Source organism: Micromonospora sp. IBHARD003, from assembly GCF_056106285.1.
The window spans coordinates 7,282,436-7,307,952 of sequence record NZ_JBWBBX010000001.1 but is presented as its reverse complement, the minus strand read 5'-3'; the positions used below and the strand labels follow the sequence as shown (position 1 = coordinate 7,307,952).

General features: G+C 70.5%; 22 protein-coding genes. 10 read left to right on the top strand and 12 right to left on the bottom strand.

Annotated features, from left to right (window positions below; translation table 11 throughout):
* The first annotated feature begins 290 nt into the window (after window positions 1–290).
* Entirely contained in the window at window positions 291–1,094 is an 804-nt protein-coding gene (locus ACTWOL_RS32050) for a MerR family transcriptional regulator (protein WP_474300354.1), read from the top strand.
* Between the two features lie 213 nt (window positions 1,095–1,307).
* Window positions 1,308–1,916 (top strand): hypothetical protein, encoded by a 609-nt coding sequence (locus ACTWOL_RS32045; RefSeq protein ID WP_474300353.1) that lies wholly within the window; start codon window positions 1,308–1,310, stop codon window positions 1,914–1,916.
* 123 nt (window positions 1,917–2,039) lie between these two features.
* On the opposite strand, the gene ACTWOL_RS32040 is transcribed toward ACTWOL_RS32045, so the two are convergent.
* The 4 genes from ACTWOL_RS32040 to ACTWOL_RS32025 all read right to left on the bottom strand — a co-directional run bounded on the left by ACTWOL_RS32040 (window position 2,040) and on the right by ACTWOL_RS32025 (window position 7,946).
* Window positions 2,040–4,220 (bottom strand): 3-hydroxyacyl-CoA dehydrogenase NAD-binding domain-containing protein, encoded by a 2,181-nt coding sequence (locus tag ACTWOL_RS32040; RefSeq protein ID WP_474300352.1) that lies wholly within the window; start codon window positions 4,218–4,220, stop codon window positions 2,040–2,042.
* 54 nt (window positions 4,221–4,274) lie between these two features.
* Entirely contained in the window at window positions 4,275–5,489 is a 1,215-nt protein-coding gene (locus ACTWOL_RS32035; RefSeq protein ID WP_474300351.1) for an acetyl-CoA C-acetyltransferase, read from the bottom strand.
* Window positions 5,490–5,587: 98 nt separating this feature from the next.
* Window positions 5,588–6,730, bottom strand: coding sequence for an acyl-CoA dehydrogenase family protein (locus tag ACTWOL_RS32030; protein WP_474300350.1), 1,143 nt, complete (start codon window positions 6,728–6,730; stop codon window positions 5,588–5,590).
* A 67-nt stretch (window positions 6,731–6,797) separates the two neighbouring features.
* Window positions 6,798–7,946, bottom strand: coding sequence for a CaiB/BaiF CoA transferase family protein (locus ACTWOL_RS32025; protein ID WP_474300349.1), 1,149 nt, complete (start codon window positions 7,944–7,946; stop codon window positions 6,798–6,800).
* Window positions 7,947–8,507: 561 nt separating this feature from the next.
* Here ACTWOL_RS32025 and ACTWOL_RS32020 point away from each other — a divergent pair.
* Window positions 8,508–9,698 (top strand): saccharopine dehydrogenase family protein, encoded by a 1,191-nt coding sequence (locus ACTWOL_RS32020; RefSeq protein ID WP_474300348.1) that lies wholly within the window; start codon window positions 8,508–8,510, stop codon window positions 9,696–9,698.
* 87 nt (window positions 9,699–9,785) lie between these two features.
* Here ACTWOL_RS32020 and ACTWOL_RS32015 read toward each other — a convergent pair whose 3' ends face one another.
* Entirely contained in the window at window positions 9,786–10,466 is a 681-nt protein-coding gene (locus ACTWOL_RS32015) for an endonuclease V (RefSeq protein WP_474300347.1), read from the bottom strand.
* Between the two features lie 85 nt (window positions 10,467–10,551).
* Here ACTWOL_RS32015 and ACTWOL_RS32010 point away from each other — a divergent pair, with 85 nt between their 5' ends.
* Window positions 10,552–10,851, top strand: coding sequence for a YciI family protein (locus ACTWOL_RS32010; protein ID WP_474300346.1), 300 nt, complete (start codon window positions 10,552–10,554; stop codon window positions 10,849–10,851).
* Window positions 10,852–10,900: 49 nt separating this feature from the next.
* Here ACTWOL_RS32010 and ACTWOL_RS32005 read toward each other — a convergent pair whose 3' ends face one another.
* The gene (locus tag ACTWOL_RS32005) at window positions 10,901–12,088 is read right to left on the bottom strand and encodes a PP2C family protein-serine/threonine phosphatase (protein ID WP_474300345.1); all 1,188 of its coding nucleotides are present in this window, start codon (window positions 12,086–12,088) and stop codon (window positions 10,901–10,903) included.
* A gap of 185 nt (window positions 12,089–12,273) precedes the next feature.
* On the opposite strand from ACTWOL_RS32005, the gene ACTWOL_RS32000 reads away from it, so the two are divergent.
* Window positions 12,274–15,006 (top strand): SpoIIE family protein phosphatase, encoded by a 2,733-nt coding sequence (locus tag ACTWOL_RS32000; protein ID WP_474300344.1) that lies wholly within the window; start codon window positions 12,274–12,276, stop codon window positions 15,004–15,006.
* A gap of 226 nt (window positions 15,007–15,232) precedes the next feature.
* Here ACTWOL_RS32000 and ACTWOL_RS31995 read toward each other — a convergent pair whose 3' ends face one another.
* Window positions 15,233–16,345 carry a WD40/YVTN/BNR-like repeat-containing protein gene (locus ACTWOL_RS31995; RefSeq protein ID WP_474300343.1) on the bottom strand — a complete coding sequence of 371 codons (1,113 nt, stop codon included), beginning with the start codon at window positions 16,343–16,345 and terminating at the stop codon, window positions 15,233–15,235.
* 231 nt (window positions 16,346–16,576) lie between these two features.
* Here ACTWOL_RS31995 and ssgD point away from each other — a divergent pair, with 231 nt between their 5' ends.
* The 4 genes from ssgD (at window position 16,577) to ACTWOL_RS31975 (ending at window position 20,985) form a co-directional block, all read left to right on the top strand.
* Window positions 16,577–16,993 (top strand): spore wall synthesis regulator SsgD, encoded by a 417-nt coding sequence (ssgD, locus tag ACTWOL_RS31990; RefSeq protein WP_474300342.1) that lies wholly within the window; start codon window positions 16,577–16,579, stop codon window positions 16,991–16,993.
* A gap of 261 nt (window positions 16,994–17,254) precedes the next feature.
* On the top strand, window positions 17,255–18,895 hold the full coding sequence (locus tag ACTWOL_RS31985) for an ABC-F family ATP-binding cassette domain-containing protein (RefSeq protein WP_474300341.1): 1,641 nt from the start codon (window positions 17,255–17,257) through the stop codon (window positions 18,893–18,895).
* A 176-nt stretch (window positions 18,896–19,071) separates the two neighbouring features.
* Window positions 19,072–19,830: a dimethylargininase gene (ddaH, locus tag ACTWOL_RS31980; RefSeq protein WP_474300340.1), complete on the top strand. Its 759-nt coding sequence runs from the start codon at window positions 19,072–19,074 to the stop codon at window positions 19,828–19,830.
* 180 nt (window positions 19,831–20,010) lie between these two features.
* Window positions 20,011–20,985, top strand: coding sequence for an acyl-ACP desaturase (locus tag ACTWOL_RS31975; protein ID WP_474300339.1), 975 nt, complete (start codon window positions 20,011–20,013; stop codon window positions 20,983–20,985).
* Window positions 20,986–21,034: 49 nt separating this feature from the next.
* Here ACTWOL_RS31975 and ACTWOL_RS31970 read toward each other — a convergent pair whose 3' ends face one another.
* The 4 genes from ACTWOL_RS31970 to ACTWOL_RS31955 form a co-directional block, all read right to left on the bottom strand.
* Window positions 21,035–21,805 (bottom strand): SDR family oxidoreductase, encoded by a 771-nt coding sequence (locus ACTWOL_RS31970; protein ID WP_474300338.1) that lies wholly within the window; start codon window positions 21,803–21,805, stop codon window positions 21,035–21,037.
* A 22-nt stretch (window positions 21,806–21,827) separates the two neighbouring features.
* Window positions 21,828–22,370, bottom strand: coding sequence for a hypothetical protein (locus ACTWOL_RS31965; protein ID WP_474300337.1), 543 nt, complete (start codon window positions 22,368–22,370; stop codon window positions 21,828–21,830).
* A gap of 159 nt (window positions 22,371–22,529) precedes the next feature.
* Window positions 22,530–22,799 (bottom strand): WhiB family transcriptional regulator, encoded by a 270-nt coding sequence (locus tag ACTWOL_RS31960; RefSeq protein ID WP_474300336.1) that lies wholly within the window; start codon window positions 22,797–22,799, stop codon window positions 22,530–22,532.
* A 62-nt stretch (window positions 22,800–22,861) separates the two neighbouring features.
* A complete protein-coding gene (locus tag ACTWOL_RS31955) occupies window positions 22,862–23,659 on the bottom strand; it encodes a VOC family protein (protein WP_474300335.1) in 798 nt (265 codons plus the stop codon).
* 216 nt (window positions 23,660–23,875) lie between these two features.
* On the opposite strand from ACTWOL_RS31955, the gene ACTWOL_RS31950 reads away from it, so the two are divergent.
* Window positions 23,876–24,379, top strand: a complete 504-nt coding sequence (locus ACTWOL_RS31950; RefSeq protein ID WP_474300334.1) for a hypothetical protein — start codon at window positions 23,876–23,878, stop codon at window positions 24,377–24,379.
* An 84-nt stretch (window positions 24,380–24,463) separates the two neighbouring features.
* Here the strand turns inward: ACTWOL_RS31950 and ligD are convergent, their stop codons facing one another.
* A complete protein-coding gene (gene ligD / locus ACTWOL_RS31945; RefSeq protein ID WP_474300333.1) occupies window positions 24,464–25,474 on the bottom strand; it encodes a non-homologous end-joining DNA ligase in 1,011 nt (336 codons plus the stop codon).
* Between the last annotated feature and the right edge of the window lie 43 nt (window positions 25,475–25,517).

The window sequence follows — 25,517 nt, the reverse complement described above, 5'->3', positions numbered from 1 at the left end:
GACGCCGCGCGCCGGACCGTCCCCGATGGGCCCGCCGCCCACCTCAACCAGATCGGCCGCGCGTCCCCTGCCGACGAGCGTACGCCGCGGCACGCGTGGTGTCCCCGGGAAGCCTGCGGCCAGGACTCCCCCGGCCGCCCGCACGCTCAAGGCGGCCCGATTCAGGCGCTCAGGTGCCGGCCGAAGCGCAGTCTCAGCAGTCACCCGGGAATTCCCCGCCGCTTTCACAACACTGGTGAGACAGCAATACTGTTGCACCGGAGCGGCACGTGCACGGAGCGAGGGAGACCATGGCGACCGAGACCGAGGAGCCGACACTGACCGTCGACGAGCTGGCCGCCCGCGCCGGTGTCACCGTTCGTACGATCCGCTTCTACAGCACCCGCGGTCTGCTCCCTCCCCCGGTGATCGGACCTCGCCGCGTCGGGCACTACGGCCCCGGCCACCTCTCCCGGCTGGCCCTGATCGAGGAGCTGCAGCACCAGGGCATGACGCTGGCGGCGATCGAGCGCTATCTGGAGCAGCTGCCGGCCGATCTGAGCGCGCACGACCTGGCGATCCACCGCGCCCTGGTGGCCTCGTGGGCCCCCGAGTCCGCGGAGGAGGTGTCGCGCACCGAGCTGGAGGGGCGCGCCGGCCGGCCCCTTTCGGCGCAGGACGTCGCCCGGCTCGCGGCGATGGGCGTCCTGGACCGTACCGGGGACCCGGAGGTGTACCGGCTCGACGGCGGTCTGCTGCGGCTGGGGATCGAGCTGCTGGACGTCCCCATCGCCCATGAGACGATCCTCGCCTCCCGTACGGTCCTGCTGGAGCACGCCCGGGCGGCCGCGCACGAGCTGAGCCGGCTGTTCCGGGACGAGGTGTGGAGTCCCTACCGGGAGCGCGAGTCGGATCCGGATCACATCGCCGCGATGAAATCGCTCTCGGCCCATATGCAGCCGATGGTGATCCAGGCCCTGGTGACGGCGTTCCAGCGCTCGCTGCGGGAACAGCTGCGGGAGGCGTTCGGCGCCGACGCCACCGGCTCCCCGCAGGCCGGCGACCGCGACGGCGACGGTGACAGCAGCGACCGGGACCGCGAAGAACAGCCCTGAGGCCCCGGAGGAGGCGGGCGCGGCGACCCCTCTCCCCCGGGGCGACGGCCTCGCCCGGCGCCAGCAGCACCGCGAGCGCGAACACCACGGCGGCGGCCGCCACGAGTGTGCTACGCCGGGCCACCCGCAGGCGGCAGGAGCTCGTGTTCAGTACCCTGCGGCCTACGGTGAGGGGGCAACGGCCGGTGTCTGTCCGGCCGAGGGGGGAAGACCATGCGATTCGCGCAGCTCGAGCCCGGCGGGCTCTACGTCAAGCGGACATACAGACCGGACTGGGAACTGACCGTGGTCCGGGTCAGCTCGTCCCCGCGTCTGTGGCGGTGGAACGAGAAGGCGTGGTCCTACGAGGTGGCCGAGGGCGCCCGCCGGGCCGATCTCAAAAAGCGCGTCGGCTACCTCGCCGTGGGGTTCCCTGCGGCATGGCCGGAGAGCGACGGTACCGGCGGAATGCTGCGGCGGGGCATCCAGCGCTGGGCGAGGCCGCTGACCGCGCTCCGGTTCCCGCTGCCGGACCCTTCGGTGAGCCGCGTGGCCTGGCACGCGCTGCCGACCCACGAGGAGGAGATGTTCTGGACGATCTTCGAGCCGCGGGACATCGTCTGCCCGTATACCCCGCCTGAGGACTTCCAGCAGCGCATACGCGACCGGATCGCGGCGCTCGGCGTGGAGCCGGGACCGGAGTTCCAGCCGTTGCTTCCGGACAGCATCACGCCCACCGATGTCCCTCGCGCGGCACTGCGGCTGGACGTCCTCGCGGAGCTCCTCGACCGCGTCCCCGATCCCGGCTCCGGGTCCGGCCCGGAAGGGAAGAGCGCACCCTGACGGGTGTTCATCTGCACGGCGAAGGACGGGCCCCGTGGTGCGGCGGGGACCCGTCCTTCGCGGAACGTCGCGGAACGTCGCGGAACCTGCGAGGAACGTCGCGGAAGTCGTCGACGAGCCGGATCAGGCGTCGGCGAAGACCTCGCCCTTCTCCGCCTTCTCCACCAGCAGCGCGGGCGGCTCGAAGCGGTCGCCGTAGGCCGCCGCCAGCTCGCGCGCGCGGGCGACGAAGCCGGGCAGGCCTCCCTCGTACCCGTTGATGTACTGGAGCACGCCACCGGTCCAGGCCGGGAAGCCGATGCCCATGATGGAGCCGATGTTGGCGTCGGCGACCGTCGTCAGCACGCCTTCCTCCAGGCAGCGGACGGTGTCCAGGGCCTCGGAGAAGAGCATCCGCTCCTTCATGTCCTCGAAGGGCACGTCCACGTCCGGCTTGCCGAAGTGCTCCCGCAGCCCCGGCCACAGACCGGCCCGCTTGCCGTCGACGTAGTCGTAGAAGCCGGCTCCGCCGCTGCGGCCGGTGCGGCCGAAGTCGTCGACGAGGCGGTCGATCACCGCGTCCGCGGGGTGTCCCGTCCAGGTGCCGCCTGCCTCCTCGGCGGCCCGCCGCGACTCGTTCCGGATCTTGCGCGGAAGGGTCAGCGTCAGCTCGTCCATCAGGGAGAGCACCTTCGCCGGGTAGCCGGCCTGGGCCGCGGCCTGCTCGACCGACGCGGGCTCGATGCCCTCGCCGACCATGGCCACGCCCTCGTTGATGAACTGGCCGATGACGCGCGAGGTGAAGAAGCCACGGGAGTCGTTGACGACGATCGGGGTCTTGTTGATCTGGCGCACCAGGTCGAAGGCGCGGGCCAGTGCCTCGTCGCCGGACCGCTCGCCCTTGATGATCTCGACCAGCGGCATCTTGTCGACGGGCGAGAAGAAGTGCAGCCCGATGAAGTCGGCCGGGCGGTCCACACCCTCCGCGAGCAGGGTGATCGGCAGGGTGGAGGTGTTGGAGCAGAGCAGGGCGTCGGGCTCCACGACGCCCTGGATCTCCTGGAACACCTTGTGCTTGAGCGCCGGGTCCTCGAAGACCGCCTCGATCACCGCGTCACACCCCGCGAGGTCGGCCGGGTCGGCGCTCGGCGTGATCCGCGCGAGCAGCTCGTCGCGCTTGGCCTCGGTGGTGCGACCGCGGCTGAGCGCCTTGTCGAGCAGCTTCACCGAGTAGTCCTTGCCGCGCTGTGCGGCGTCGATGGCGACGTCCTTGAGGACGACCTCGATCCCCGCCTTGGCGCAGGAGTACGCGATGCCCGCGCCCATCATGCCCGCACCGAGGACGGCGACCTTGCGGACCTTGCGGGGCTCGACGCCCTTGGGCCTGCTCGCACCGGAGTTGACGGCCTGCAGATCGAAGAAGAACGCCTGGATCATGTTCTTCGCGGTCTGACCGGTGAGCAGCTCGGTGAAGTAGCGCGCCTCGATGACCTGGGCGGACTCGAAGTCGACCTGTGAGCCTTCGACGGCTGCGGCGAGGATGTTGCGCGGCGCCGGGTAGGGGGCGCCGTTCAGCTGCTTCTTCAGATTGGCCGGGAAGGCGGGCAGATTGGCGGCGAACTTCGGGTTCGAGGGCGTACCGCCGGGGATCTTGTAGCCCTTGACGTCCCACGGCTGCTGCGACTCGGGGTGCGCGTCGATGAAGGCACGCGCCTTGGCCAGCATCTCCTCGGGCGTGGCGGCCACGTCGTGGACGAGGCCGTTCTCGAGCGCCCGCTGCGGCGAGTACTGGGTGCCCTGGAGGAGCACCTTGAGCAGGGCGTCGGCGATGCCCATGAGCCGTACGGTGCGGGTGACACCGCCGCCGGCCGGCAGCAGGCCCAGCGTCACCTCGGGCAGACCGATCTTGGAGCCGGGAGCGTCGAGCGCGATGCGGTGGTGGCAGGCCAGGGCGATCTCGTAACCGCCGCCGAGCGCGGCGCCGTTGATCGCGGCGACGACGGGCTTGCCGAGGGTCTCGATACGGCGCAGGGCCCGCTTGATGCCCATGCCCATGTCGAACGCCTGCTGGGCGTGCTCGGGGCCGACCTGGATCATGTCCTTCAGGTCGCCGCCCGCGAAGAAGGTCTTCTTGGCGGACGTGAAGACGATGCCCCGGATACCGTCCTGCTCGGCCTCGACGCGGTCGGCGATCGCCTGGATCGACTCCCGGAAGGCCTGGTTCATGGTGTTGGCGGACTGGTTGGGATCATCGAGGACGAGGGTGACGATCCCGGTCTCGTCCTGCTCCCAGCGGATGGTGGAACTCGTCGGCGTTGAGGTCATTGCTGCTTCTCCGTACGGCGAAAGTGGCGCGAGGCGGTGAGGGGAACAGGACGGTCAGAGGCGCTCGACGACGGTGGCGACACCCATGCCGCCGCCGACGCAGAGCGTGGCGAGGCCGTACCGCTTGTCCTGGCGCTCGAGTTCGTCGACGAGCGTGCCGAGGATCATCGCGCCGGTGGCGCCGAGCGGGTGGCCGAGCGCGATCGCGCCGCCGTTGACGTTGACCTTGTCCAGGGAGAGCCCCATGTCGCGCACGAAGCGCAGCACGACCCCCGCGAACGCCTCGTTGATCTCGACCAGGTCGATGTCGTCGATGGTCAGTCCGGCCTTGGCCAGGGCCTTGTGGGTGGCGGGCGCCGGGCCGGTGAGCATGATCGTGGGCTCGGAGCCGGAGACCGCGGCGGAGACGATCCGCGCCCGGGGCGTGAGCCCGTAGCGCTCGCCGACCGCCTTGGAGCCGATCGCGACCAGTGAGGCGCCGTCGACGATGCCGGAGGAGTTGCCCGCGTGGTGCACGTGGTCGATCTTCTCGACCCAGTGGTACTTCTGCAGCGCTACGGCGTCGAAGCCGCCCATCTCGCCGATGCCCGCGAACGACGGCTTGAGCGAGGCCAGGGAGTCCGCGGTCGTCCCCGGGCGCATGTGCTCGTCGTGGTCGAGCACGACGAGACCGTTGCGGTCCTTGACCGGGACGACGGAGCGCTCGAAGCGTCCGTCCTTCCAGGCCGCCGCGGCCCGCTCCTGCGACAGGGCGGCGTACTCGTCCACGTCACGCCGCGAGAAGCCCTCGACGGTGGCGATCAGGTCCGCGCTGATGCCCTGCGGTACGAAGCCGGTGTCGAAGTTGGTCATCGGGTCGGCGAACCAGGCGCCGCCGTCCGACGCCATCGGCACCCGCGACATCGACTCGACACCGCCCGCGAGCACCAGGTCCTCCCAGCCGGAGCGGACCTTCATCGCCGCCATGTTGACGGCTTCCAGGCCCGAGGCGCAGAAGCGGTTCTCCTGGACGCCGGCGACCGTGTCGGGCAGTCCGGACGCGATGGCGGCGATCCGGGCGATGTCGGAGCCCTGGTCGCCGACGGGGCCGACGACACCGAGGACGATGTCGTCGATCGCCGCGGGGTCGAGCTGGGGGTAGCGGGCCCGGATCTCGTGGATCAGACCGACGACGAGATCGATCGGCTTGGTGCCGTGCAGGGCTCCGTTGGCCTTGCCGCGGCCGCGCGGGGTGCGGATCGCGTCGTACACAAACGCTTCGGTACTCAAGACAGGGCCTTTCGCATCACGGATGAGGGAGGAGCGGTCGGGGGTGGTGTGGGTCGGGGGCGGGGAGCGCGATCGGGATCGGGATCACGGGACAGCCCTCAGGCCAGCAGGGAGCGGCCGATGATCTCCTTCATGATCTCGGTGGTGCCACCGTAGATGGTCTGGATGCGGCCGTCCGTGAACGCCTTCGCGACGCGGTACTCGGTCATATAGCCGTATCCGCCGTGCAACTGGAGGCAGCGGTCGGCGACCCGCTTCTGCAGCTCGGTGGCCCACCACTTGGCCATCGACGCGTGTACGGCGTCGAGCTCACCGTTCGTGTGGTCGACGATGCAACGGTCGATGAACGTGCGGGTCACGGCGCATTCGGTGGCCATCTCCGCGATCTCGAAGCGGATGTGCTGGAGCTTGGCCAGCGGACGGCCGAAGGCCTCGCGCTCCTTCACATACTGCGTGGTGATCTCCAGCAGATGCTCGGCGGCGGCGATCCCTGCGACGGCGATGTTCAGCCGCTCCTGGGCGAGGTTGGTCATCAGATGGACGAAGGCGCCGTTGAGCTCTCCGAGCAGGTTCTCCTTCGGCACGCGTACGTCGGTGAAGAACAGCTCCGCCGTGTCCTGTGCCTTCTGCCCGATCTTGTCGAGGTTGCGGCCCCGTTCGAAGCCTTCCGTATCGCGCTCGACGACGAGCAGCGACAGCCCCTTCGCCCCGCCTTCCGGGGTCGTCTTCGCCACGACGATCACCAGGTCGGCGAGGATCCCGTTGGAGATGAACGTCTTCGAGCCGTTGAGCAGCCAGTGGTCACCGCGGTCCTCGGCGGTGGTGCGGATCCCCTGCAGATCGGAGCCCGCGCCCGGCTCGGTCATGGCGATGGCCGTGATGATCTCGCCGCTGCAGAAGCCGGGCAGCCAGCGCCGCTTCTGCTCCTCGGTGCCGAGCGAGGTGAGGTAGGGGCCGATGATGTCGTTGTGGAGGCCGAGTGCGAGCCCGGCGGCGCCGGCCCGGGTGAACTCCTCCGCGAGTACGGCGCTGTAGCGGAAGTCCGGGGTCCCGCCGCCCCCGTACTCCTCGGGCACGGCCGGACCGAGCAGTCCCTGCCTGCCCGCGGCCAGCCAGGCCTCGCGCGAGACGATGCCGTCCTGCTCCCACTGGTCGTAGTGCGGCAGCACCTCCTTGGCGAGGAAGGTGCGGACCGTCTCGCGGAACGCCTCGTGCTCGGCGCCGAAGATCTGCCGCTTCATCGCTGTGCCCCCTCACGGCCGGCGCGGTCCGCCGGCACTCCCGGAATGTTCGGAATGCTCTGTTCCATCAGTGGTCCCCGTCCCGTCGCAGGACGCTTGGGACGTCCCAGTCGCGTGCGACCTCCTCGGCGTCCGCGCCCGGCTGGGCGGGCGGGCGGTGTACGGCCCCCGGGGTGGCGGAGAACCGGGGCGCGGGCGCGGGCTGGGTGATGCCGCCGTGCTCGGTGAAGGTGCCGCGGGCCGCCAGATGCGGATGGGCCGGCGCCTCGCGCAGGGAGAGCACGGGCGCGACACAGGCGTCGGAGCCCTCGAAGACCTTGGTCCACTCGTCACGCGTCCTGGTGCGGAAGCGGTCGGCGACGGCGGTACGCAGCTCGTCCCAGCGGGCGAAGTCCTTGCGGGCCGGTACCTGGCCCGTGAGGCCGAGCAGGGCGATGAACTCGTCGTAGAACTGCTGCTCCAGCGCGCCGACGGCCATGTACTCGCCGTCCGCCGTCTCGTAGTTCCCGTAGAAGGGGCAGCCGCCGTCGAGGAGGTTGCTCCCCCGGCGGTCCTGCCAGCCGCCCGCCGCCATCATCCCGTGGATCATGGTCGCGAGATGGGCGGCACCGTCGACGATCGCCGCGTCCACCACTTGTCCGGTGCCGCCGGGGGTGCGGGCGTGCTGCAGTGCGGCGAGCACGCCGATGACGAGGTAGAGCGAACCACCCGCGTAGTCGCCGACGAGGTTGGCCGGCACGGCGGGCGCCTCGTCCGGTTTGCCGATCATGCCGAGTGTGCCGGTGACGGCGATGTACGCGATGTCATGGCCGGCGCGCTGGGCGAGCGGGCCTTGCTGGCCCCAGCCGGTCATCCGGCCGTAGACCAGCCGGGGGTTGCGGGCGTGGCAGTCCTCGGGGCCGACACCGAGCCGCTCGGCGACCCCTGGACGGTAGCCCTCGATCAGTACGTCCGCGCGCTCGACCAGATCGAGCACCCGCTCGGACCCGCCGTCGGCCTTGAGGTCGATCAGCACGGACCTTTTGTTCCGGTTGGTGAGGTCGTAGGCCGGGTCGATGGAGAGTCCGGCACCGCCGGGGCGGTCGACCCGCACGACATCCGCGCCGAGGTCGGCGAGCAGCATCGCGGCGAACGGACCAGGCCCGATACCTGCCAGTTCGACCACGCGCACCCCTGCCAGCGGACCGCCCGCCGGGCCGTTCCCTGTGGCTGTCATCAAGCCCCCAGCGATGTGACACAACTGATGTAACATCAATGATGTTAAGAACGTGTTCCACTCCGCACAAGCCCTTGAGGCGAGCAAGCGCTTGGTTGTCGCTCCGTCGCGGTACGAGTCCGCCGACGCCGCGGGGAGGACGGAATCGTCGTTCGTATACCCCGTCGCGCGGCTGTCGCAGCGCTCATCGCACCGACGGCGGCACTGGTGGTGTCGTGCTCGGGCAGCGAGGGGACCGTCCGGGGCGACGGCGACCGGAGGACCCGCGGCGGGAGCAAGCGGCGCCGAAGCCACCGGGATCCGCAGCGCCCGCACGGGAGCCGCTCCGATACCGCTGCCCGTGCGGTTCAGCGGTCACGGCCCGGGCAAAAAACCGCACCCTCTCCCATTTCGCCAGGGTCGCCTTCGACGCTGCCGCCATCTCGTCCTCCCGGTCGCACGGATGTGCACGACTCACGCTAGCCTCGCCCATCGGCACCGGCTCGGGGCACGACCCCGTGTCCGGCCGACCGTCCTGGCCGGACCGGCCGGACGAGGCCTGGAGCAGCTGAAGGGGTCAGGGTGAACAGGCAGAACGGACCGGAGCGGCCGTACGACGTCGTGCTCTACGGAGCCACCGGCTTCGTCGGCGCGCTGACGGCGGAGTATCTCGCCGCGTGTGCGCCGCAGAACTGCCGCTGGGCCGTCGCCGGGCGCAGCCGCCCCAGGCTGGAGCAGCTGCGCGAGCGGCTCACAGCGGTCGATCCCGCCTGCGCGGACCTGCCGCTGATCGTCGCCGACGCCTCGGACCCGGACGCGCTGCGTGAGCTGGCCGAGTCCACCCATGTGGTGGCCACGACGGTGGGCCCGTACGTCTGGTACGGCGAACCCCTGGTGGCCGCCTGTGCCGAGGCGGGGACGGACTACGCCGACCTCACGGGCGAGCCCGAGTTCGTGGACACGGTGTTCGTACGGCACGACGCCCGGGCCCGTGAGACGGGTGCCCGGATCGTGCACGCCTGCGGCTTCGACTCCGTTCCGCATGATCTGGGCGCGTACTTCACGGTCCGGCAGTTGCCCGAGGACGTACCGCTGCGGGTCGACGGCTTCGTCCGCGCGGGCGGACTGATCTCCGGCGGCACGTTCGCCTCCGCCGTCACCGCGATGGGGCGGCAGCGACAAGCCCTGCGGGCCGCACGGGAGCGGCGGCTGCACGAACCCCGGATGGTGGCTCGCCGGGCGGTGGCGCCGTTCGCCACACCCCGGTTCAGCAAGGAGACCGGCGCCTGGGCGCTTCCGCTGCCCACACTGGACCCGCAGATCGTGGCGCGGTCGGCGCGGCAGCTGGCACGGTACGGCCCCGACTTCCGGTACCGGCACTACGCCTCGGTCAAGACGCTGCCCATGGCGATCGGCGGAACGGCCGCACTCGGCACCCTCGCCGTGCTCGCCCAGCTGCCGCCCGCTCGCTCCTGGCTGATGGACCGCTACGAACCGGGCCGGGGGCCGAGCGCTGAGCAGCGTGAGCAGAGCTGGTTCCGGGTCCGCTTCGTGGGCGAGGGAGGCGGGCGCCGCGTCTTCACCGAGGTCTCGGGCGGGGATCCGGGCTATGGCGAGACGGCGAAGATGCTCGCCGAGTCGGCGCTCAGCCTTGCGTTCGACACACTGCCGCCGAGCGCCGGCCAGGTCACCACGGCCGTCGCGATGGGCGACGCACTGACGGAGCGACTGCGTGCGGCGGGAATCGCCTTCCGCGTCGCACACGCCGGGTAGGAAACGCTCCCCCGGGCCGTCCCGTGCACCGCGGGCGGATCCGGGCTTCGGGGGCGGCGAGGCTGCGGTCTGCGGTCTGCGGATCGTTCAGGCCGTCGCCTCACGCAAGGCACGGCGGCACAGCGCGTCCGCCCGTCGTGTCGACTCCGGGAGGCGGAAGTCCGGCGCCAGGGCGAGCGTATGGGCGCAGGCGTTGTCGAGGGACACGCGGTGGCCGACCGAGACGTAGACCGGCTTGACGCCGTCCTGGGTGCGCAGCGCCCGGCCGACCTCCTCGCCGTCGTCCGCGAGCAGCGGTGAGGCGTCGCGGCGCCGATCGCCCGGGGGCTCGTACGTGAAGGTGAACGGGTTCTTGGCGACCCCGATCACCGGGAGGTCCGTCAGCACGCCGAGATGGCTGGCCAGCCCGAAGCGGCGGGGGTGGGCGCGGCCGTAGCCGTCGCACACGACCAGCCCTGGGGCGCTGCGCAGCGACTCGAGCGCGGCGAGCACGGTCGGGATCTCCCGGAAGGCGAGCAACCCGGGTACGTAGGGGAAGTCCACCCGTCCCTGCGCGGTGACCTCCTCGACCACGTCGAGCGTGCGGGCGTCGAGCACCACCGCTGCCGCCACGACGATGTCGCGGTCGTCGTCGTAGGCCACGTCGACTCCGGTGACGAGGCCGGTGCCGGGTGGTGGCCCGGGCTCGTCGAGGACGACCCGCGCACGCAGTTCGTCCTGGACGGCACGGGCTTCGGTCTCGTCGGCGGGTGTCCTGAGGGTGGTCATGATGGAGTCCAGCCTAGGGTCTTCGTCTGGACCGTGTGGAGCTCGCCCGATCCGGAGGACGCCCTCGCCCGCTACCCTGCCGATCATGTTCGTACTGGAATTGACCTACACCTCCCCGATCGAGCGGGTCGACGCACTCCTCGCCGCACACGTGGCCTGGCTGGACGACCTGTACCAGCAGGGTGTCGTCATCGCGTCCGGACGCAAGAACCCTCGTGACGGCGGCGTGCTGCTGGCCGTCGGAGACGACCGCGCGCACATCGAGGAGATGACGCGGACCGATCCCTTCATCACCGGCGGCGTGGGCGAGTACCGCATCACGGAGTTCTACGCGACGAAGACGGCACCGGGGCTCGAGCCGTACCGCCAACAGCTGCCCGGATAGGCCGCGTTCGAGAGCCGGTACGGCAATGGCGTTTGTCGCAGCGGTTCGGTCACGGGTGCTCCGGAAGGGGCCTGTCCCCCTGGTCCCACCCGGTCGGCGCCACGGGCCCCCCGTCGTGCCGGTCGGCGAGGATCATCGCCACATCGTCCGTCAAGTGTCCATCGGTGTGGCGGATCAACGCCTGGTGGAGTTCTTCCAGGAACTTCGGCGGGGTGACGTCGCCGCGGATCCCCTGGACGGTCTCGGGCAGGGCGAAGAAGTCGTTGTCACGGTTGCGGGCCTCGATCACGCCGTCGGTGTACAGCAGCAGACGGTCGCCTGCCACGAACGGATAGACGTCGGCCTCGGCGGGGGGTCCGGTGACGAGGTCCTCCAGGCCCAGAGGCGGCAGTGGCGAGGCGGGGACCAGCGTCCGGACGCTGCCCTGGTGCAGCACCAGCGGAGGCGGATGGCCACGGTTGACGACGTGCACCACGGGTTCGTCCGGCACCTGGGCCAGCAGGGCGGTGATGAACCCCTCCATCAGAACTTCCTCGTCGTACGCACCCGGCACGGCCACCTCCCGTCGCAGCGCTGCCGAGCATTGGTTCATGACCTCCGCCAGGTCGTCCTCGTCGTATGCGACCACCCGGAACGTGCCGAGCACGACGGCGACCGCGCGCATGGCCGTGAGCCCCTTGCCGCGGACGTCCCCCACGATCATCCGGACGCCGTACCGGGTCTGCACCGCCTCGTACAGGTCACCGCCGACCAGCGCCCCCGTCCCGGCGGCGAGGCAGAGGCTGGCCGCCCGCACCGGGCCCAGTTGCGCCGGTACGGTGCGCAGCACGACTTCCTGTGCCGCCACGGCGATCCGGCGGACCTGATCAAGTTCGCTCCGCGTGCGCGTCTGCACGGCACTGCTCATGACGAAGCCGGCCACGGACACCAGGGCGAGAGCCAGGAAATTGGTATAGACCTGCAGTGTGCCCCAGGCATGGTTGTAGGTCGCGGTGGTCACGCTGACCGCCAGCGCGAGAGCCGTCGCCGAGAGTGTGCCTTTGGGGCCCATCGTCACCGCGGCCAGCGCCGGCATCGCGGTGAGGAGGGGGCCCGTGTAGATGAAATGGGCCGGCGTGAGCTCGATGACCAGCACGGCCAGGGCGATCGAGAACGGCAACCCCTTCAGAAGAAGGAAGAGGATCCGGCCACGACCACCCGCCCCCGGTCGAGGAGACGAGCGAAGTATCGGCCGCATGCCTTCAGCGTGCCTTGCCGGAGCTTGAGGCTCCACTCATCGCTCTCCATGGCCGAGGCAGGTGTGATGCCTCGAAACTCTCGGCGAACGCCGTGGACAAGCGCTGGGGTCCCGCGGAGCTCGCCCGTCGAGAGGAAGCCCCGGAAACATGGGACTCGGCCATGCCGCAGTAGTACAAAGGATCTATGAGCGGATTTTTCCGCCGCAGAAGATCTTTGCCGGATTCCTCGTCCGGCGACGAATCCGTGGGCGCCCGCAGCGGGGGGATGCGTTCGACGCTGGGCATGCGCAGTGTCGTCGGCCAGATGTTCGTACTGCAGGTTGCGCTGATTCTGCTGCTGTCCGCCGCCGCCGTCATCGCGCTGGTGCTGGACGCCCAGCGAGACAGCCGACGGGAGGCCGAAGACCGCTCACTCGCTGTCGCCGAGAGCTTTGCCGAGGCCCCGGGGATCGTGGAGGCTCTGCATTCCCCCAACCCTTCCGCAGTGCTGCAGCCGCGGGCCGAAGCGGCCAGGAAGCGCTCTGGCGTCGACTTCGTCGTTGTCATGACCCGGGACGGAATCCGCTACTCCCATCCCAAGCCGGACCGTATCGGGAAACACTTCGTCGGCACCATTGCTCCTGCGCAGGCCGGCGGGACGGTCCTGGAGAAGTACGAAGGCACGCTCGGGCCCTCCGTTCGTGCCGTGGTTCCGGTGAAGGGGCCCGGCGGCTCGGTGGAGGGCCTGGTGTCTGCCGGGATCACGATGGACAAGGTCGGCGGCGTGGTGACGCAGCAGGTGCCGGTCGTGCTCGGCGCCGCGGCTGCCGCGGTGGCGGTCACCACAAGCGGAGCGGCGCTGCTCAGCAGACGGCTGTGGCGCCAGACCCGCGGCCTCGGCCCCACCGAGATCACGCGCATGTACGAGCACCATGACGCAGTCCTGCACTCGGTGAGGGAAGGCGTCCTCATCGTCGACCAGCAGGGCCGGCTGCTGCTTGCCAACGACGAGGCACAACGCCTGCTCGGCCTCGACCCGGATTCCGAGGGCCGGCGCGTGGACGACCTCGGACTCACCCCGCTCACCACTGAGCTGCTCACGTCAGGCCGAGAGGCCGTCGACGAGGTGCACCCGGTGGGAAGCCGACTGCTGGTGGTCAATCAACGTCCAATCGAACGTTTCGTCGGAGGCCCGGGCACTGTCGCCACACTGCGGGATTCGACCGAGCTTCGGCTGCTGTCCGGCACGGTGGAGGCAGCGCGGAGCCGCCTGAGAGTGCTGTACGACGCCAGTGTGAGCATCGGCACCACCCTCGAAGTGACCCGGACTGCCGAGGAGCTGGCCGAGGCGGCGGTGCCGGAGTTCGCCGACTTCGTCACGGTGGACCTGGCAGAGTCCGTACTGCTCGGCGAGGAGCCGACGGGTACGGAGCCGGAGCTGCGCCGTACCGCCACCACCGGCGTCCGCGACGACCATCCGCTCTACCCCACGGACGAACTGATCAGGTTCGCCTCCTCCACACCGCAGGTGAAGGGCCTGACCATCGGGCGAGCTGTTGTCGAGCCCGAACTCCGCAACGCCCCCGGGTGGCACGCCCAGGATCCCGAGCGCGCCCAGCGCATCGTCGAATACGGAATCCACTCACTCATCTCGGCCCCGCTGTGCGCCAGAGGTGTGGTCCTCGGGGTCGCGAGCTTCTGGCGCTCCCAGAAGCCGGAACCCTTCGAGGTGGACGATGTGTCCCTGGCCGAAGAACTGGTTGCCCGGGCCGCGCTCTGCATCGACAACGCCCGCCGCTACACCAGGGAACACGCCATGGCCGTGACACTGCAGCGCAGTCTGCTGCCACGGGACCTGCCCGAGCAGAGCGGCCTCGAAGTCGCCTACCGCTATCTGCCCGCACAGGCCGGGGTCGGCGGTGACTGGTTCGACGTGATTCCCCTGCCAGGTGCGCGAGTTGCCCTGGTGGTGGGGGATGTGGTCGGCCAAGGACTGCACGCAGCCGCGACCATGGGCCGTCTGCGCACCGCTGTCCACAACTTCTCCGCTCTGGACCTGCCACCCGAGGAGCTTCTGGCACGTCTCGACGAACTCGCCTCCCTCATCGACCGGCGCGAACCGGCGGCGGACACCGCTGACGAGATCGTCGGCGCCACCTGCCTGTATGCCGTCTACGACCCGATCGAGCGCCGCTGCACCATGGCACGCGCAGGCCATCCCCTGCCTGCGCTCGTCCGCCCCGACGGCACCGTCGAGTTGCTCGAGCTGCCCGCCGGTCCGCCGTTCGGCCTGGGCGGTCTGCCCTTCGAAGCGGCCGATCTGGATCTGCCGGAAGGCAGCACGCTGGCCCTTTACACGGACGGCCTCATCTGGAACCGGGAGCGGGACATAGGCAGCTGTCTCGACATCCTGTGCGGGACCCTGGGCAACTTCGCGGGAGCGCCGGAAGAGACGTGCGACGCGGTGGTGCAGGCCCTCATGCCCTCTCGCCCGAGTGACGACATCGCCCTGCTCGTCGCCCGGACTCGCGCGCTGCCACGGGATCACGTCGCCCGCTGGGACGTGCCGCGCGACCCCGAGGCCGTAGGACACATACGTGCCGTCGTCGCCGGTCAGCTGGCCGCATGGGATCTGGAGGAAGCCGGCTTCACCACCGGGCTGATCCTCAGCGAGCTGATCACCAATGCGCTCCGCTACGCCAACGGTCCGATCGGCGTGCGGCTGATCCTCGATCGAGCGCTGATCTGCGAGGTGTCCGACGGCAGCAGCACCGCCCCCCATCTACGCTACGCGGCCGCCACGGACGAAGGCGGGCGGGGCCTGTTCCTCGTCGCCCAGTTCGCCGACCGCTGGGGCACCCGATACACCCCCGAGGGCAAGGTCATCTGGGCCGAACAGCCGTGTCCCGCCCCGGCAAGGGACTTAGGGGGCTTCTGACGGATCTCCGCGGCGTCGCGACGCCCGGCACTCACTCTCACCGCACCTGCCGAAAGCCCAAGTACATCCAGTACGAGGGCTTCCAACCGGCACTCCGAGAGCACGCACCGGACGCCGCTCCTTCCTCCACGGAGACCCATCAGAAACCCCCTAAGCCGTCCGGCCCGCTGGGAGTGTCCGTCCGGGCACCGCCGGGGCCCGGGCCCGCCCGTCCCTCCGTGCCGGGCTATCGCGCGTATGTGCCACCGGCTTCCAGTCGGGCGACCCTGCCCTTCTCACCCGCCGCCCAGCACCCGAAGTCGGACGTGCAGTCGACGGTGTCGAACGAACCGGTGTCGACGGTCCGCCAGCTGCGGCCGCCATCGGTCGTCAGGTCGGTGCCGGTGGGACCGACGGCGAGGGCCGCGGACCTGCTGTGCGGAAGCCAGGCGACTCCCGAACGGTAGGCGGGCGGCGGCGTGTCGGCCTGTCGCCAGGTGCGGCCGCCGTCCCCGCTCACCGCGCCGGCCTGCGGCGATGCCTGACCGGTCCGGTAGTCGCCGCCGACGGCGAGACCGTGCCTGCGGTCGCGGAACGCCAGCGCGAAGACGCCGCGCGCGGGGTCCCCGGCGGGGATCGTCGACTCCGAAGCGGTCCAGTGCAGTCCGCGGTCGGACGAGTGCAGCACACGTGCGGTCGCCCCGCCGCCGGTCGCCAGCCAGACGTCCCTCGGGCCCGCGCTCACCAGACACTGGCCGCTCGCCGCGAACCCGGCCTCGCCGGGCTGGGCGGGGGGCATCCCGGCGGTGGGCAGCACCTTCCACGACCGTCCACCGTCGCCGGTGGACAGGATGCGGTACGCGCCGTCGACCGGATCGCTCATCGCCAGCCCGTGGCGGCTGTCGAAGAAGGTGATGCAGTCGTAGAACGCCTTCGGGTCGGCGTTGCGGAAAGCCTCGGTCCAGGTGGCGCCTCCGTCGTCGGTACGCAGTACCCGGGAGGCCTCACCCTCGCCGATGGCCAGCACCACCGCCCGCCGCCGGTCGAAGGCCTCGATGTCGCGGAACTCCAACTCGCCCGCTCCGGGCGGAGAGACGTTCCGCCAGCTGCGGCCGCCGTCCGCGGTGCGCAGCACGGTGCCCTTCGAGCCCGCGGCCCACGCGGTGTTCCGGTCGACCGCGGCCAGTCCGCGGAACCTCGCCTCGGTGCCTGTCGGTTTGAGTTCCCAGTGCGGTACGCCGGGCCGGTGCACGGCGCCGGGTTCGTCCGCCGCCCGCGCCGGAGAGACAAGGGCGGCCGCCAGCGCCAACGCGCCCAGTCCCACGGAAATCGTTCGTCTCGTCTTCCCCTGTGACGTCATGGCGCGCGAACGTAGTCGACCACCGGCACCCGGTCCAGACCGCCTCGAATGGGAAGGGCGGCGTTACGGGCCGGCCGGGGACGGCTCCGTACGGGCCGGTTCCGCGGTCACCACCGCCGGTGACGCAGCTCACGCGGCCCACTTTGGCCGATCGATGCACGGAATTCGTCCGAATGCCGTCTTCCAGCTCGCGAGGAGACGCCGCACGTCAACGACGAGAGGATCAGGGCTTTGTCCACCATCATCGAGCAGGCCGTGCAGGCCCGTCTGGTCGCGTCGGCACCGAAGATGGAGTCCGTGCCCACAACCCTCCGCTACGACCCCGCGGATCCGTTCGCGGTCACCATGGAGTTTCCCGCCCCGGCGACCCTGGAGGGCACCGAGGTGTCCTGGGCGTTCTCGCGCGAGCTTCTCGCCGTCGGCATGGACGAGCCGGCCGGCGTGGGCGACGTACGCGTGCGGCCGTACGGATACGACCGGACCGTGGTGGAGTTCCACGCCCCGGAGGGCACCGCGATGCTGCACATCCGCACCTCCGAACTGCGGGTCTTCCTGAAGCGGATCGACAGGCTGGTGCCCCGGGGCAATGAGTACCTCTTTCTCGATCTCGACGGTGACCTCGCCGCGCTGCTGCGTGACGCCCGCTGAGCCTCCCTTCCTGCGCCGTTAATTCGGTTGCCCCGCCGTCCGGCCCGGGCGTACGTTCGTGAACGCCCTTGTTGTCGCCGATCGGAGAAGGACATTGCTCGTCTGAGGTCTTGAGACACCGTGCGACGCGGCTCCAGCCCGCGTGCCCGTGTGCGACCTCGGCGTACGAGCCGTCCCGTTCCTCCGGACCAGGGCCTGACCGCTGTCCCGACCGGTGTCTCACCCGTTGCTCATCCATTCCCACGCAACAGGGAGACCCGTATGTCTACCTTTCCCACTTCCGTCACCTGCACCTCGCTCTCCTTCGCCTGGCCCGACGGCACCGCGGTCCTCGACGACTTCCAGCTCGCGGTCGGTCCGGGCCGGACCGGTCTGATCGGTCTCAACGGCTCGGGCAAGTCCACGCTGCTCCGGCTGATCGCCGGTGAACTCACGCCCACCGACGGCGCCGTACGTGTGGCGGGCGAGGTCGGATACCTCCCGCAGAACCTGGTGCTCGACACGGCGCTGAGCGTCGACAGGGCGCTGGGGATCGCCGCCACCCGGTCCGCCCTGCACGCCATCGAGGCGGGCGATGTCCGAGAGGAGCACTTCACGGCCGTCGGCGACGACTGGGACGTGGAGGAACGGACGCGGGCCACACTCGATCACCTGGGGCTCGGGCACGTAGAGCTCGACCACACCATCGGTGAGCTGTCCGGCGGCGAGAGCGTCCTGCTGCGTCTGGCCGCCCTGCTGCTGGCGCGGCCCGACGTCCTGCTGCTCGACGAGCCCACCAACAATCTGGACCTGTACGCCCGCGGGCGGCTCTACGAGGCGGTGGAGAACTGGTCCGGTGTGATGGTCGTGGTCAGCCATGACCGTGAACTGCTCGAACGGGTCGACCAGATCGCCGATCTGCGCGACGGCGCGGTCACCTGGTACGGCGGGGCCTACTCGGACTACGAGGAGGCCCTGGCCGTGGAACAGCAGGCCGCCGAGCGGATGGTGCGCGTCGCGGAGGCCGATGTGCAGCGCCAGAAGCGCGAACTGGCCGACGCCCAGGTCAAGCTGGCCCGCCGCAAGCGCTACGGCCGGAAGATGTACGAGAACAAACGCGAACCCAAGATCGTGATGGGGGCGCGCAAACGGGAGGCCCAGGTGTCGGCGGGCAAGCACCGCATCATGCACACCGAGAAGCTCGACGGGGCCAGGGAGCGGCTCGCCGAAGCGGTGGAGGCGGTGCGCGACGACGAGGAGATCCGCGTCGAGCTGCCGTACACCAAGGTGCATCCGGGACGGGACGTACTGCGGCTGTCCGATGTGGAGCTGGCGTGCGGAGCCCGGGTCGTGGGCGAGTTCGAGATCCGCGGCCCGGAGCGTATCGCCCTGGTCGGGCGCAACGGCGCCGGCAAGACGACCCTGCTGCGCACGATCGCCGGACAGCTCGCACCCGTCGCCGGCGAGGTGGGGACGCAGGTGCCCTGGCGCTTCCTCCCGCAGCGGCTGGATGTGCTCGACGACAGCCTGAGCGTCGCCGGGAACGCGGCCCGGTACGCCCCGGCGGCGACCGACAACGCGATCCGGGCACGGCTCGCGCGGTTCCTGTTCAAAGGGACGCGGGCGGACCGCGCCGCCGGAACCCTGTCGGGCGGCGAACGCTTCCGGGCGGCACTGGCGGCGCTGCTGCTCGCGGAGCCCGCCCCGCAGCTGCTCATGCTCGACGAGCCGACGAACAACCTGGACATGGCGAGCGTGAGAAGCCTGACGGCGGCCCTGGAGGCGTACGAGGGGGCGCTGATCGTGGCGAGTCACGATCTGCGGTTCCTGCAGTCCGTGGGGATCACCCGCTGGCTGCTGCTCGACGGCGAGCTGCGCCCGACGACCGGGGAGGCGGCGTGGGAGGCGCTGGAAGCCCACTGATGTGACATGAGCGTGGGGAGGCATCCGGTGCAACGGCCCTGTGCAGGTCCTCCGGGCGCTGTGGCGGAGGTGCCCGCACCCCGTGCGGGTCTTTACGGGAGCGGTCAGGTGCGGCTAATGATGGGCGAGTCATCCCCCGAGCCCGTGCAGGAGAGTCCGTGCCGAGCAGAAAAGCCATGATCCGACGCCCGAGCCCGCGCCTGGCGGAGGGACTGGTCACCCATGTCGAGCGCCGCCCCGTCGACGCGGCGGCGGCGCTCGCCCAGTGGGAGGCCTATGCGGACGCGCTACGTACGCATGGCTGGGAGACCGTCGAGACCGAAGCCGCCGACGACTGTCCCGACGGGGTGTTCGTCGAGGACACCGTGGTGATGTTCCGGAACGTGGCCCTCGTCGCCCGGTCCGGGGCCGAGTCACGCAGGGCCGAGACGACGGCGGTCGAGGAGACTCTGGCCAGGCTCGGCTGCTCGGTGAACTGGGTGTGGGAGCCGGGCACCCTCGACGGCGGCGATGTGCTCAAGATCGGCGAGACGATCTACGTGGGGCGCGGCGGCCGGACCAACGCCGCGGGAGTGCAGCAGCTTCGGGCGGCCTTCGAACCCCTCGGGGCGCATGTGGTCGCCGTGCCAGTGACGAAGGTGCTCCATCTGAAGTCGGCGGTGACGGCGCTGCCGGACGGAACCGTGATCGGTTACGAACCTCTGGTGGAGCAGCGCTCCCTCTATCCGCGGTTCATGCCGGTGCCGGAGGAGTCAGGAGCGCATGTGGTCCTGCTCGGCGGTGACAAACTACTGATGGCCGCGAGTGCCCCCAAAACCGCCGAATTGTTCGCCGATCTTGGCTACGACCCGGTTCTGGTGGACATCAGCGAGTTCGAAAAGCTCGAGGGATGCGTGACCTGCCTCTCGGTACGGCTGCGTGACCTGCACGCCTGACCTGCTGTATCAGAACATAACGGACACGGGCTTGGCCGGTGGCCGACCGTGTGCTTAACCTACGGTTTCGTAACCTACGAAGCCGTAGGTAAGCCTCCCGTTCCCTCATCCGGACGGGGCGGGCTGCGGCTTCGCCGACGCTCACACCCCCGAGCACTCTCCGCGTCCCCAGGAGCACCCGTGACGATCACCTCTCCCCATCTCGGCAGTTCGGAAGCGTGGACGGACGCCCGGCTGCTGTACGCACTGGAAGAGGTGGTGGAGAAGGAGCTCAACCGGCACCTCAAGATCGCCAAGGACTGGATGCCGCACGAGTACGTCCCGTGGACGGACGGGCGGAACTTCCCCGGGTTCTTCGAGGACGGCGAGCCCTGGGAGCCCGCGCAGTCGAAGGTCACCGACATAGGCAAGATCGCGCTCGTGGTGAACCTCCTCACCGAGGACAACCTGCCGAGCTACCACCACGAGATCGCCACGCTCTTCGGCCGCGACGGCGCCTGGGGCACGTGGGTGCACCGCTGGACCGCCGAGGAGGGCCGGCACGGCATCGTGATGCGGGACTATCTCCTCGCGTCACGCGCGGTCGATCCGGACAAGCTGGAGCAGTTCCGGATGTCCCACATGTCCGAGGGCTTCGAGTCGGACAACCGCCACTCGATGCTGCACTCCGTGGCGTACGTCGCCTTCCAGGAGCTGGCCACGCGCATCTCGCACCGCAACACCGGCCACCAGTCGGGCGACCCGGTGTGTGACCGGATGCTGGCGCGTATCGCCACCGACGAGAACCTGCACATGGTCTTCTACCGGAACCTGCTGGGCGCCTCCTTCGAGCTCGCTCCTGATCTGACGATGCAGGCCGTGCGTGACGTCGTGGTCAACTTCCGGATGCCCGGGCACGGCATGCCGGGCTTCGAGCGGGCCGCCGCCCAGATGGCGATCGGCGAGATCTACAACATGCGCATCCACCACGACGACGTACTGCAGCCCGTGCTGCGGTTCCTGAAGGTGATGGAGATCGACGGCCTCGGCCCCGAGGGCCAGAAGGCCCAGGAGGAACTGGGCCTCTACATGGGCGGCCTGGACGCCGAGGCCGCCAAGTTCGACGAGAAGCTCGCCGCGCGCAAGGCGCGGATGGCGGCGCGCGCCGCGGGCTGACGCGCCGCCGCGCCCGCCGCGCGGCTTCCGGGGCCGCCCGGTGCGGATGTCACCAGGCGGCCTCGCGGTAGTCCTTCAGGAACACCCCGGACACCGGGGCCCCCGCCTCGCCCCGCACGATCGGGTCGTACACCCGCGCCGCACCGTCGACGATGTCGAGCGGCGTGCGGGTGCCGGCCGCCGCGATGCGTGCCTTGCGCGGGGCGGGGTTCTCGTCCGTGATCCAGCCGGTGTCCACACTGCACATGTGGACCCCCTGCGCGGCGAGCTCCTGGGCACTCGTGCGGGTCAGCATGTTCAGGGCGGCCTTGGCCATGTTGGTGTGCGGATGCCCGCCCGTCTTGTTCCGCACGGCGAACCGGCCCTCGACCGCGGATACGTTGACGATGTAGCGGCGGGGGCGCGGTGAGGCGAGGAGCAGCGGGAGCAACCGGTCGCAGAGCAACGCCGGCGCCACGGCGTTGACGAGCTGCGCCTCGAGGAGCTCCGCCGGGTCGAGCTCGCCGATGCGCGCGGACCACGAGTTGGCCGGGGACGTGTCCGGCAGAAGTCCGGCCTCGTCGGCGGCCGGAAGCACCAGCTCCAGGGAGCCGGACGACGATCCGCCGACGGCGGTCGTCGTCGCGTACCCGGGCGCGGCGAGCACACCCGCCGGCACCGTGTCCCCTTCTCCCGCGGCGAGCAGGGCGTAGGACTCGGCGGGCCTGCGTATCGTCTGCGCCGCGTTGTTGACGAGGATGTCCAGGGGCCTGCCGTCCGTACGCAGCAGCTCGCACAGCCCGATCACCTGGCGCGGGTCGCGCAGATCGACCGCGGCCACGGTCAGCCGCCCCCGCCACTGCTCACTGCCCTCGGCCGCATGGAAGCGGCGCAGCGTGTCCTGCGGGAAGCGGCTGGGTCACGATCAGTTCGGCGCCGTCGCGGAGCATCATCAGCGCCAGCTGGAAGCCGATCTTCACCCGGCCACCGGTGAGCAGCACCCGGCGGCCCCACAGGTCGGTACGCAGGCTGCGACGGGTCGCGTTGTCACGGGCGCAGCGCGGGCACAGGCGGTGATAGAAGGCATCGGCTTGTCGATACAGCGTTTTGCAGACGTAGCAGTGCCTCGGTTTCAGGAACTCCCCCGGGCTCCCCGTCCGCATGGCCAGCGCGGCGTCCTCCCGGCGGTCGAGGGCTCCCGTCGCGGTGGCCGCGGTGAGCGCGGCATCGGCGTCCGAGCGCTTCTGACGACGGGCCTTGCGCCGCTTGTTGCGGCTCTCCCGCGCGAACGTCGCGGCGAGTTCCTCGCCATGCATCCGCAGGGGGTCGTCCAGGGGCAGCTCGCGCAGTCGCCCGACGATGCGGCGGAACGCCGCCAGCTCGTCGTCCGTGATCCGGTCGGTCATGCTCGTCGATCGTAATGAGCCACACCGACCGTCAGCATCCGGTTATCCCACCACCCGGAAGACGTAAGGCATTCGGCCCGCGTCGGCCCGGGTGGAGCTTCCGTCCGCCGGCGAGGTCGCCGAGCGTGCCGAGCTCGCCAGGAACGGGCGTTACCTGCGTCACTGGTTCTGACCGCGCCGCAGCCTCCCCCGCTCCTTCTCCGACAGCCCGCCCCACACCCCGAACCGCTCGTCGTTCGCGAGTGCGTACTCCAGGCACGCGACCCGTCCCTCGCAGGCGCGGCAGAGTCGCTTGGCCTCGTGTGTGGAGGAGCCCGGAGCGGGGAAGAACAGCTCGGGACCGACTTGGGCGCACAGGGCCGTTTCCTGCCAGGCGAGTTCGTCGTCGATGCTGGTGATGGTGGCGGTCGTCGTGGTGTTGATCGGCATGCCGCACACGTTGCCCGGCGGCGATAAACACCACGTCAATGAATCATCAACGAGGTACTGTCCTACGCCGCGTCGGGCAGCAGGCTCGTCATCACCGCGAAGCGCGCCCCGTAGGGGTCCGCGAGTTTCGCGATGCGGCCGACGTCCTCCAGATCGAGCGGTGCCAACCGGACCTTACCGCCGAGCTGTTCGGCTTGCGAGACGGTCGCGTCCGTGTCGTCGACTTCGAAGTAGGGGAGCCAGTAAGGGCCGTCGGCCGCCTCGGCCGGGTCGGCCTCCAGGGGGACGAGGCCGGCGAACATGCCGTCCGGGCCCGCGCCCGCCGGGTTCACCGTCGTGTAGGTGTCACCGGCCGGGATGGGCACGCCGTACTCCTCCCATCCGAAGACCGAGCGGTAGAAGGCCATCGCGCTCTCGGTGTCCGGTGTGTACAGCTCCGCCCAGCGCAGCGAGCCGGGTTCGTTCACCATGCCCAGGCCCGTGTTGGTGCCGGGTTGCCAGGTGGAGAAGGCGACACCGGCCGGGTCGGCGAAGACCGCCATGCGGCCCAGGTCGAAGACGTCCATCGGCTCGGCCGCCACGGCCCCTCCGCCGGCCCGCACCCGCTCGGCCGTGGCATCGGCGTCGGGTGACTGGAAGTAGATGTTCCAGCCCGGCGCGCCCTGCTCGGGCGGCACGGTCATGACACCTGCCGTGGTCCTGCCGACGAGCTGGAACATGCCGTAACCGCCGGCCTGGGGCCCCGCCGACTGGAACCGCCAGCCGAAGACGCCTCCGTAGAAGGCGGTGGCACCTTCGAGGTCGGGGGTTCCGAGATCGATCCAGTTGGGAGAGCCGGTGACGAAGGGGGTCGTGATCATGGTGCGTCACCTTCCGGGATTCCCCCCTCCCGAGTCTGCTCCCGATTCCGCCCCGGCGCACGCAGTGCCGGGCGGAGCGCGCCCGGCACATGCCGTCACGGCGTGCCTGCCGGTCCGGTCGTCCGTCACGGCGGACAAGACCGTCCGGTCACCCGTCATGGTGGTCCCCCCGGGAGCCGTCGCCCGGGGCCGGGTCGGCTGCGGCACGCTGGCCCCATGCGTCTGCGGATCATCCCCGTCACCTTTGCCGCCCTTCTCACCGCGACCGGCTGCGTCTCCGTGCCCGGTCCGCCACACTCCCCCGTGCCGAGTACCGCCCCGGCGGCAGGCGTGCCGGCGCCTCCGGCGCCCACGGCTCCTTCGCCGGTTCGCCCGTCGATGCACGAGGAACTCGCGAGCACGGCGCCGGAGCGAGAACAGACCGCGGACGAGCAGGAGACGGCGGACCAGGTCGGTCGTCAGCGCCGGGGCCCGGACGGGGCGGACGCGGGTGCATCGGGGCGTGCGGTGCAGGAGCGCGCCCCGGTCCGGCGGGCGGGGCAGCCCGCACCGCCACGCCGGGTTCCGGTCAGGGGGCGGTCGCCGCGGACGAACGCGCCGCAGCGCGGAGGCCGCCCGTTGCCCCCGTCCGGCTACGACATGCGGAGCCTGTGCAACGACTCCGCCAGGCTCGCCGACCCCTCGCTGACGGCCCTGTGCCGGCAGACGTACGGGCGCTGAGCGGCACGCCGCGTCCGCGGGACCGCAGCCGGGCAGGGCCCGTTCATGCCGGCAGTGCCCGTTTCGTTGCCGGGCAGTGCCCGTTCAGTCCTCGCGCTTGGCTCTGCTCGGCTGCACCCGCTTCGGTTCGCCCGGCATCTTCGGATACTCGGGCGGATACGGGAGATCGCCCAGGCCGTGCTCGGCCTCGTCGCGGCGTGCCAGTTCCAGCAGGCTCTCCAGGCTGAAGCGGTGGTCGTCCATGTCGTCGTGGACGTCGCCGACTTCGGCGTACCGGGCGGGCATGGTCATGATGTCGAAGTCCGCCGGTTCGGCGTCGTCGATCTCCTCCCAGCGCAGCGGCGCGGAGACCGGCGCGTTCGGGCGGGGACGCACGGAGTAGGCGGAGGCGATGGTGCGGTCGCGGGCCGTCTGGTTGTAGTCGACGAAGATCCGCTCACCGCGCTCCTCCTTCCACCACTTGATGGTCACCCGGTCCGGCATACGGCGTTCCAGCTCGCGTCCGCAGGCGATCGCGGCCCGCCGCACCTGGGTGAAGGTCCAGCGCGGTTCGATCGGGACGAAGACGTGCAGTCCGCGGCCGCCGGAGGTCTTGGGCCAGCCGCGCAGCCCCTGCTCGTCCAGGACGGCGCGCAGCTCATGGGCGGCACGAACGGCGTCGGCGTAGTCGGTGCCCGGCTGGGGGTCGAGGTCGATGCGCAGTTCGTCGGGGTGGTCGGTGTCGTCACGGCGTACCGGCCACGGGTGGAAGGTGACGGCCCCGAGGTTCGCCGCCCACACCACGGCCGCGGGCTCCGTCGGACACATCTCGTCGGCGGAGCGGCCGCTGGGGAAGGTGATGTGGGCCGTGGGGATCCAGTCGGGGAGGTACTTGGGAGCCCGCTTCTGGAAGAAGGACTCCCCGTTCACCCCTTCCGGGTAGCGCTCGAGGGTGGTCGGGCGGTTCCGCAGCGCACGGGTGATGCCGTCGCCCACGGCCAGGTAGTACCGGACCATGTCCAGCTTGGTGTAGCCGCGCTCGGGGAAATACACCTTGTCCGGATTGGACACACGGACGGTCCGCTCTCCCACTTCCAGTTCCACCGCTCCGGCCATGCCCGCCAGCGTAGGTCGTGCCGACCATCGCCGCATACCGGAC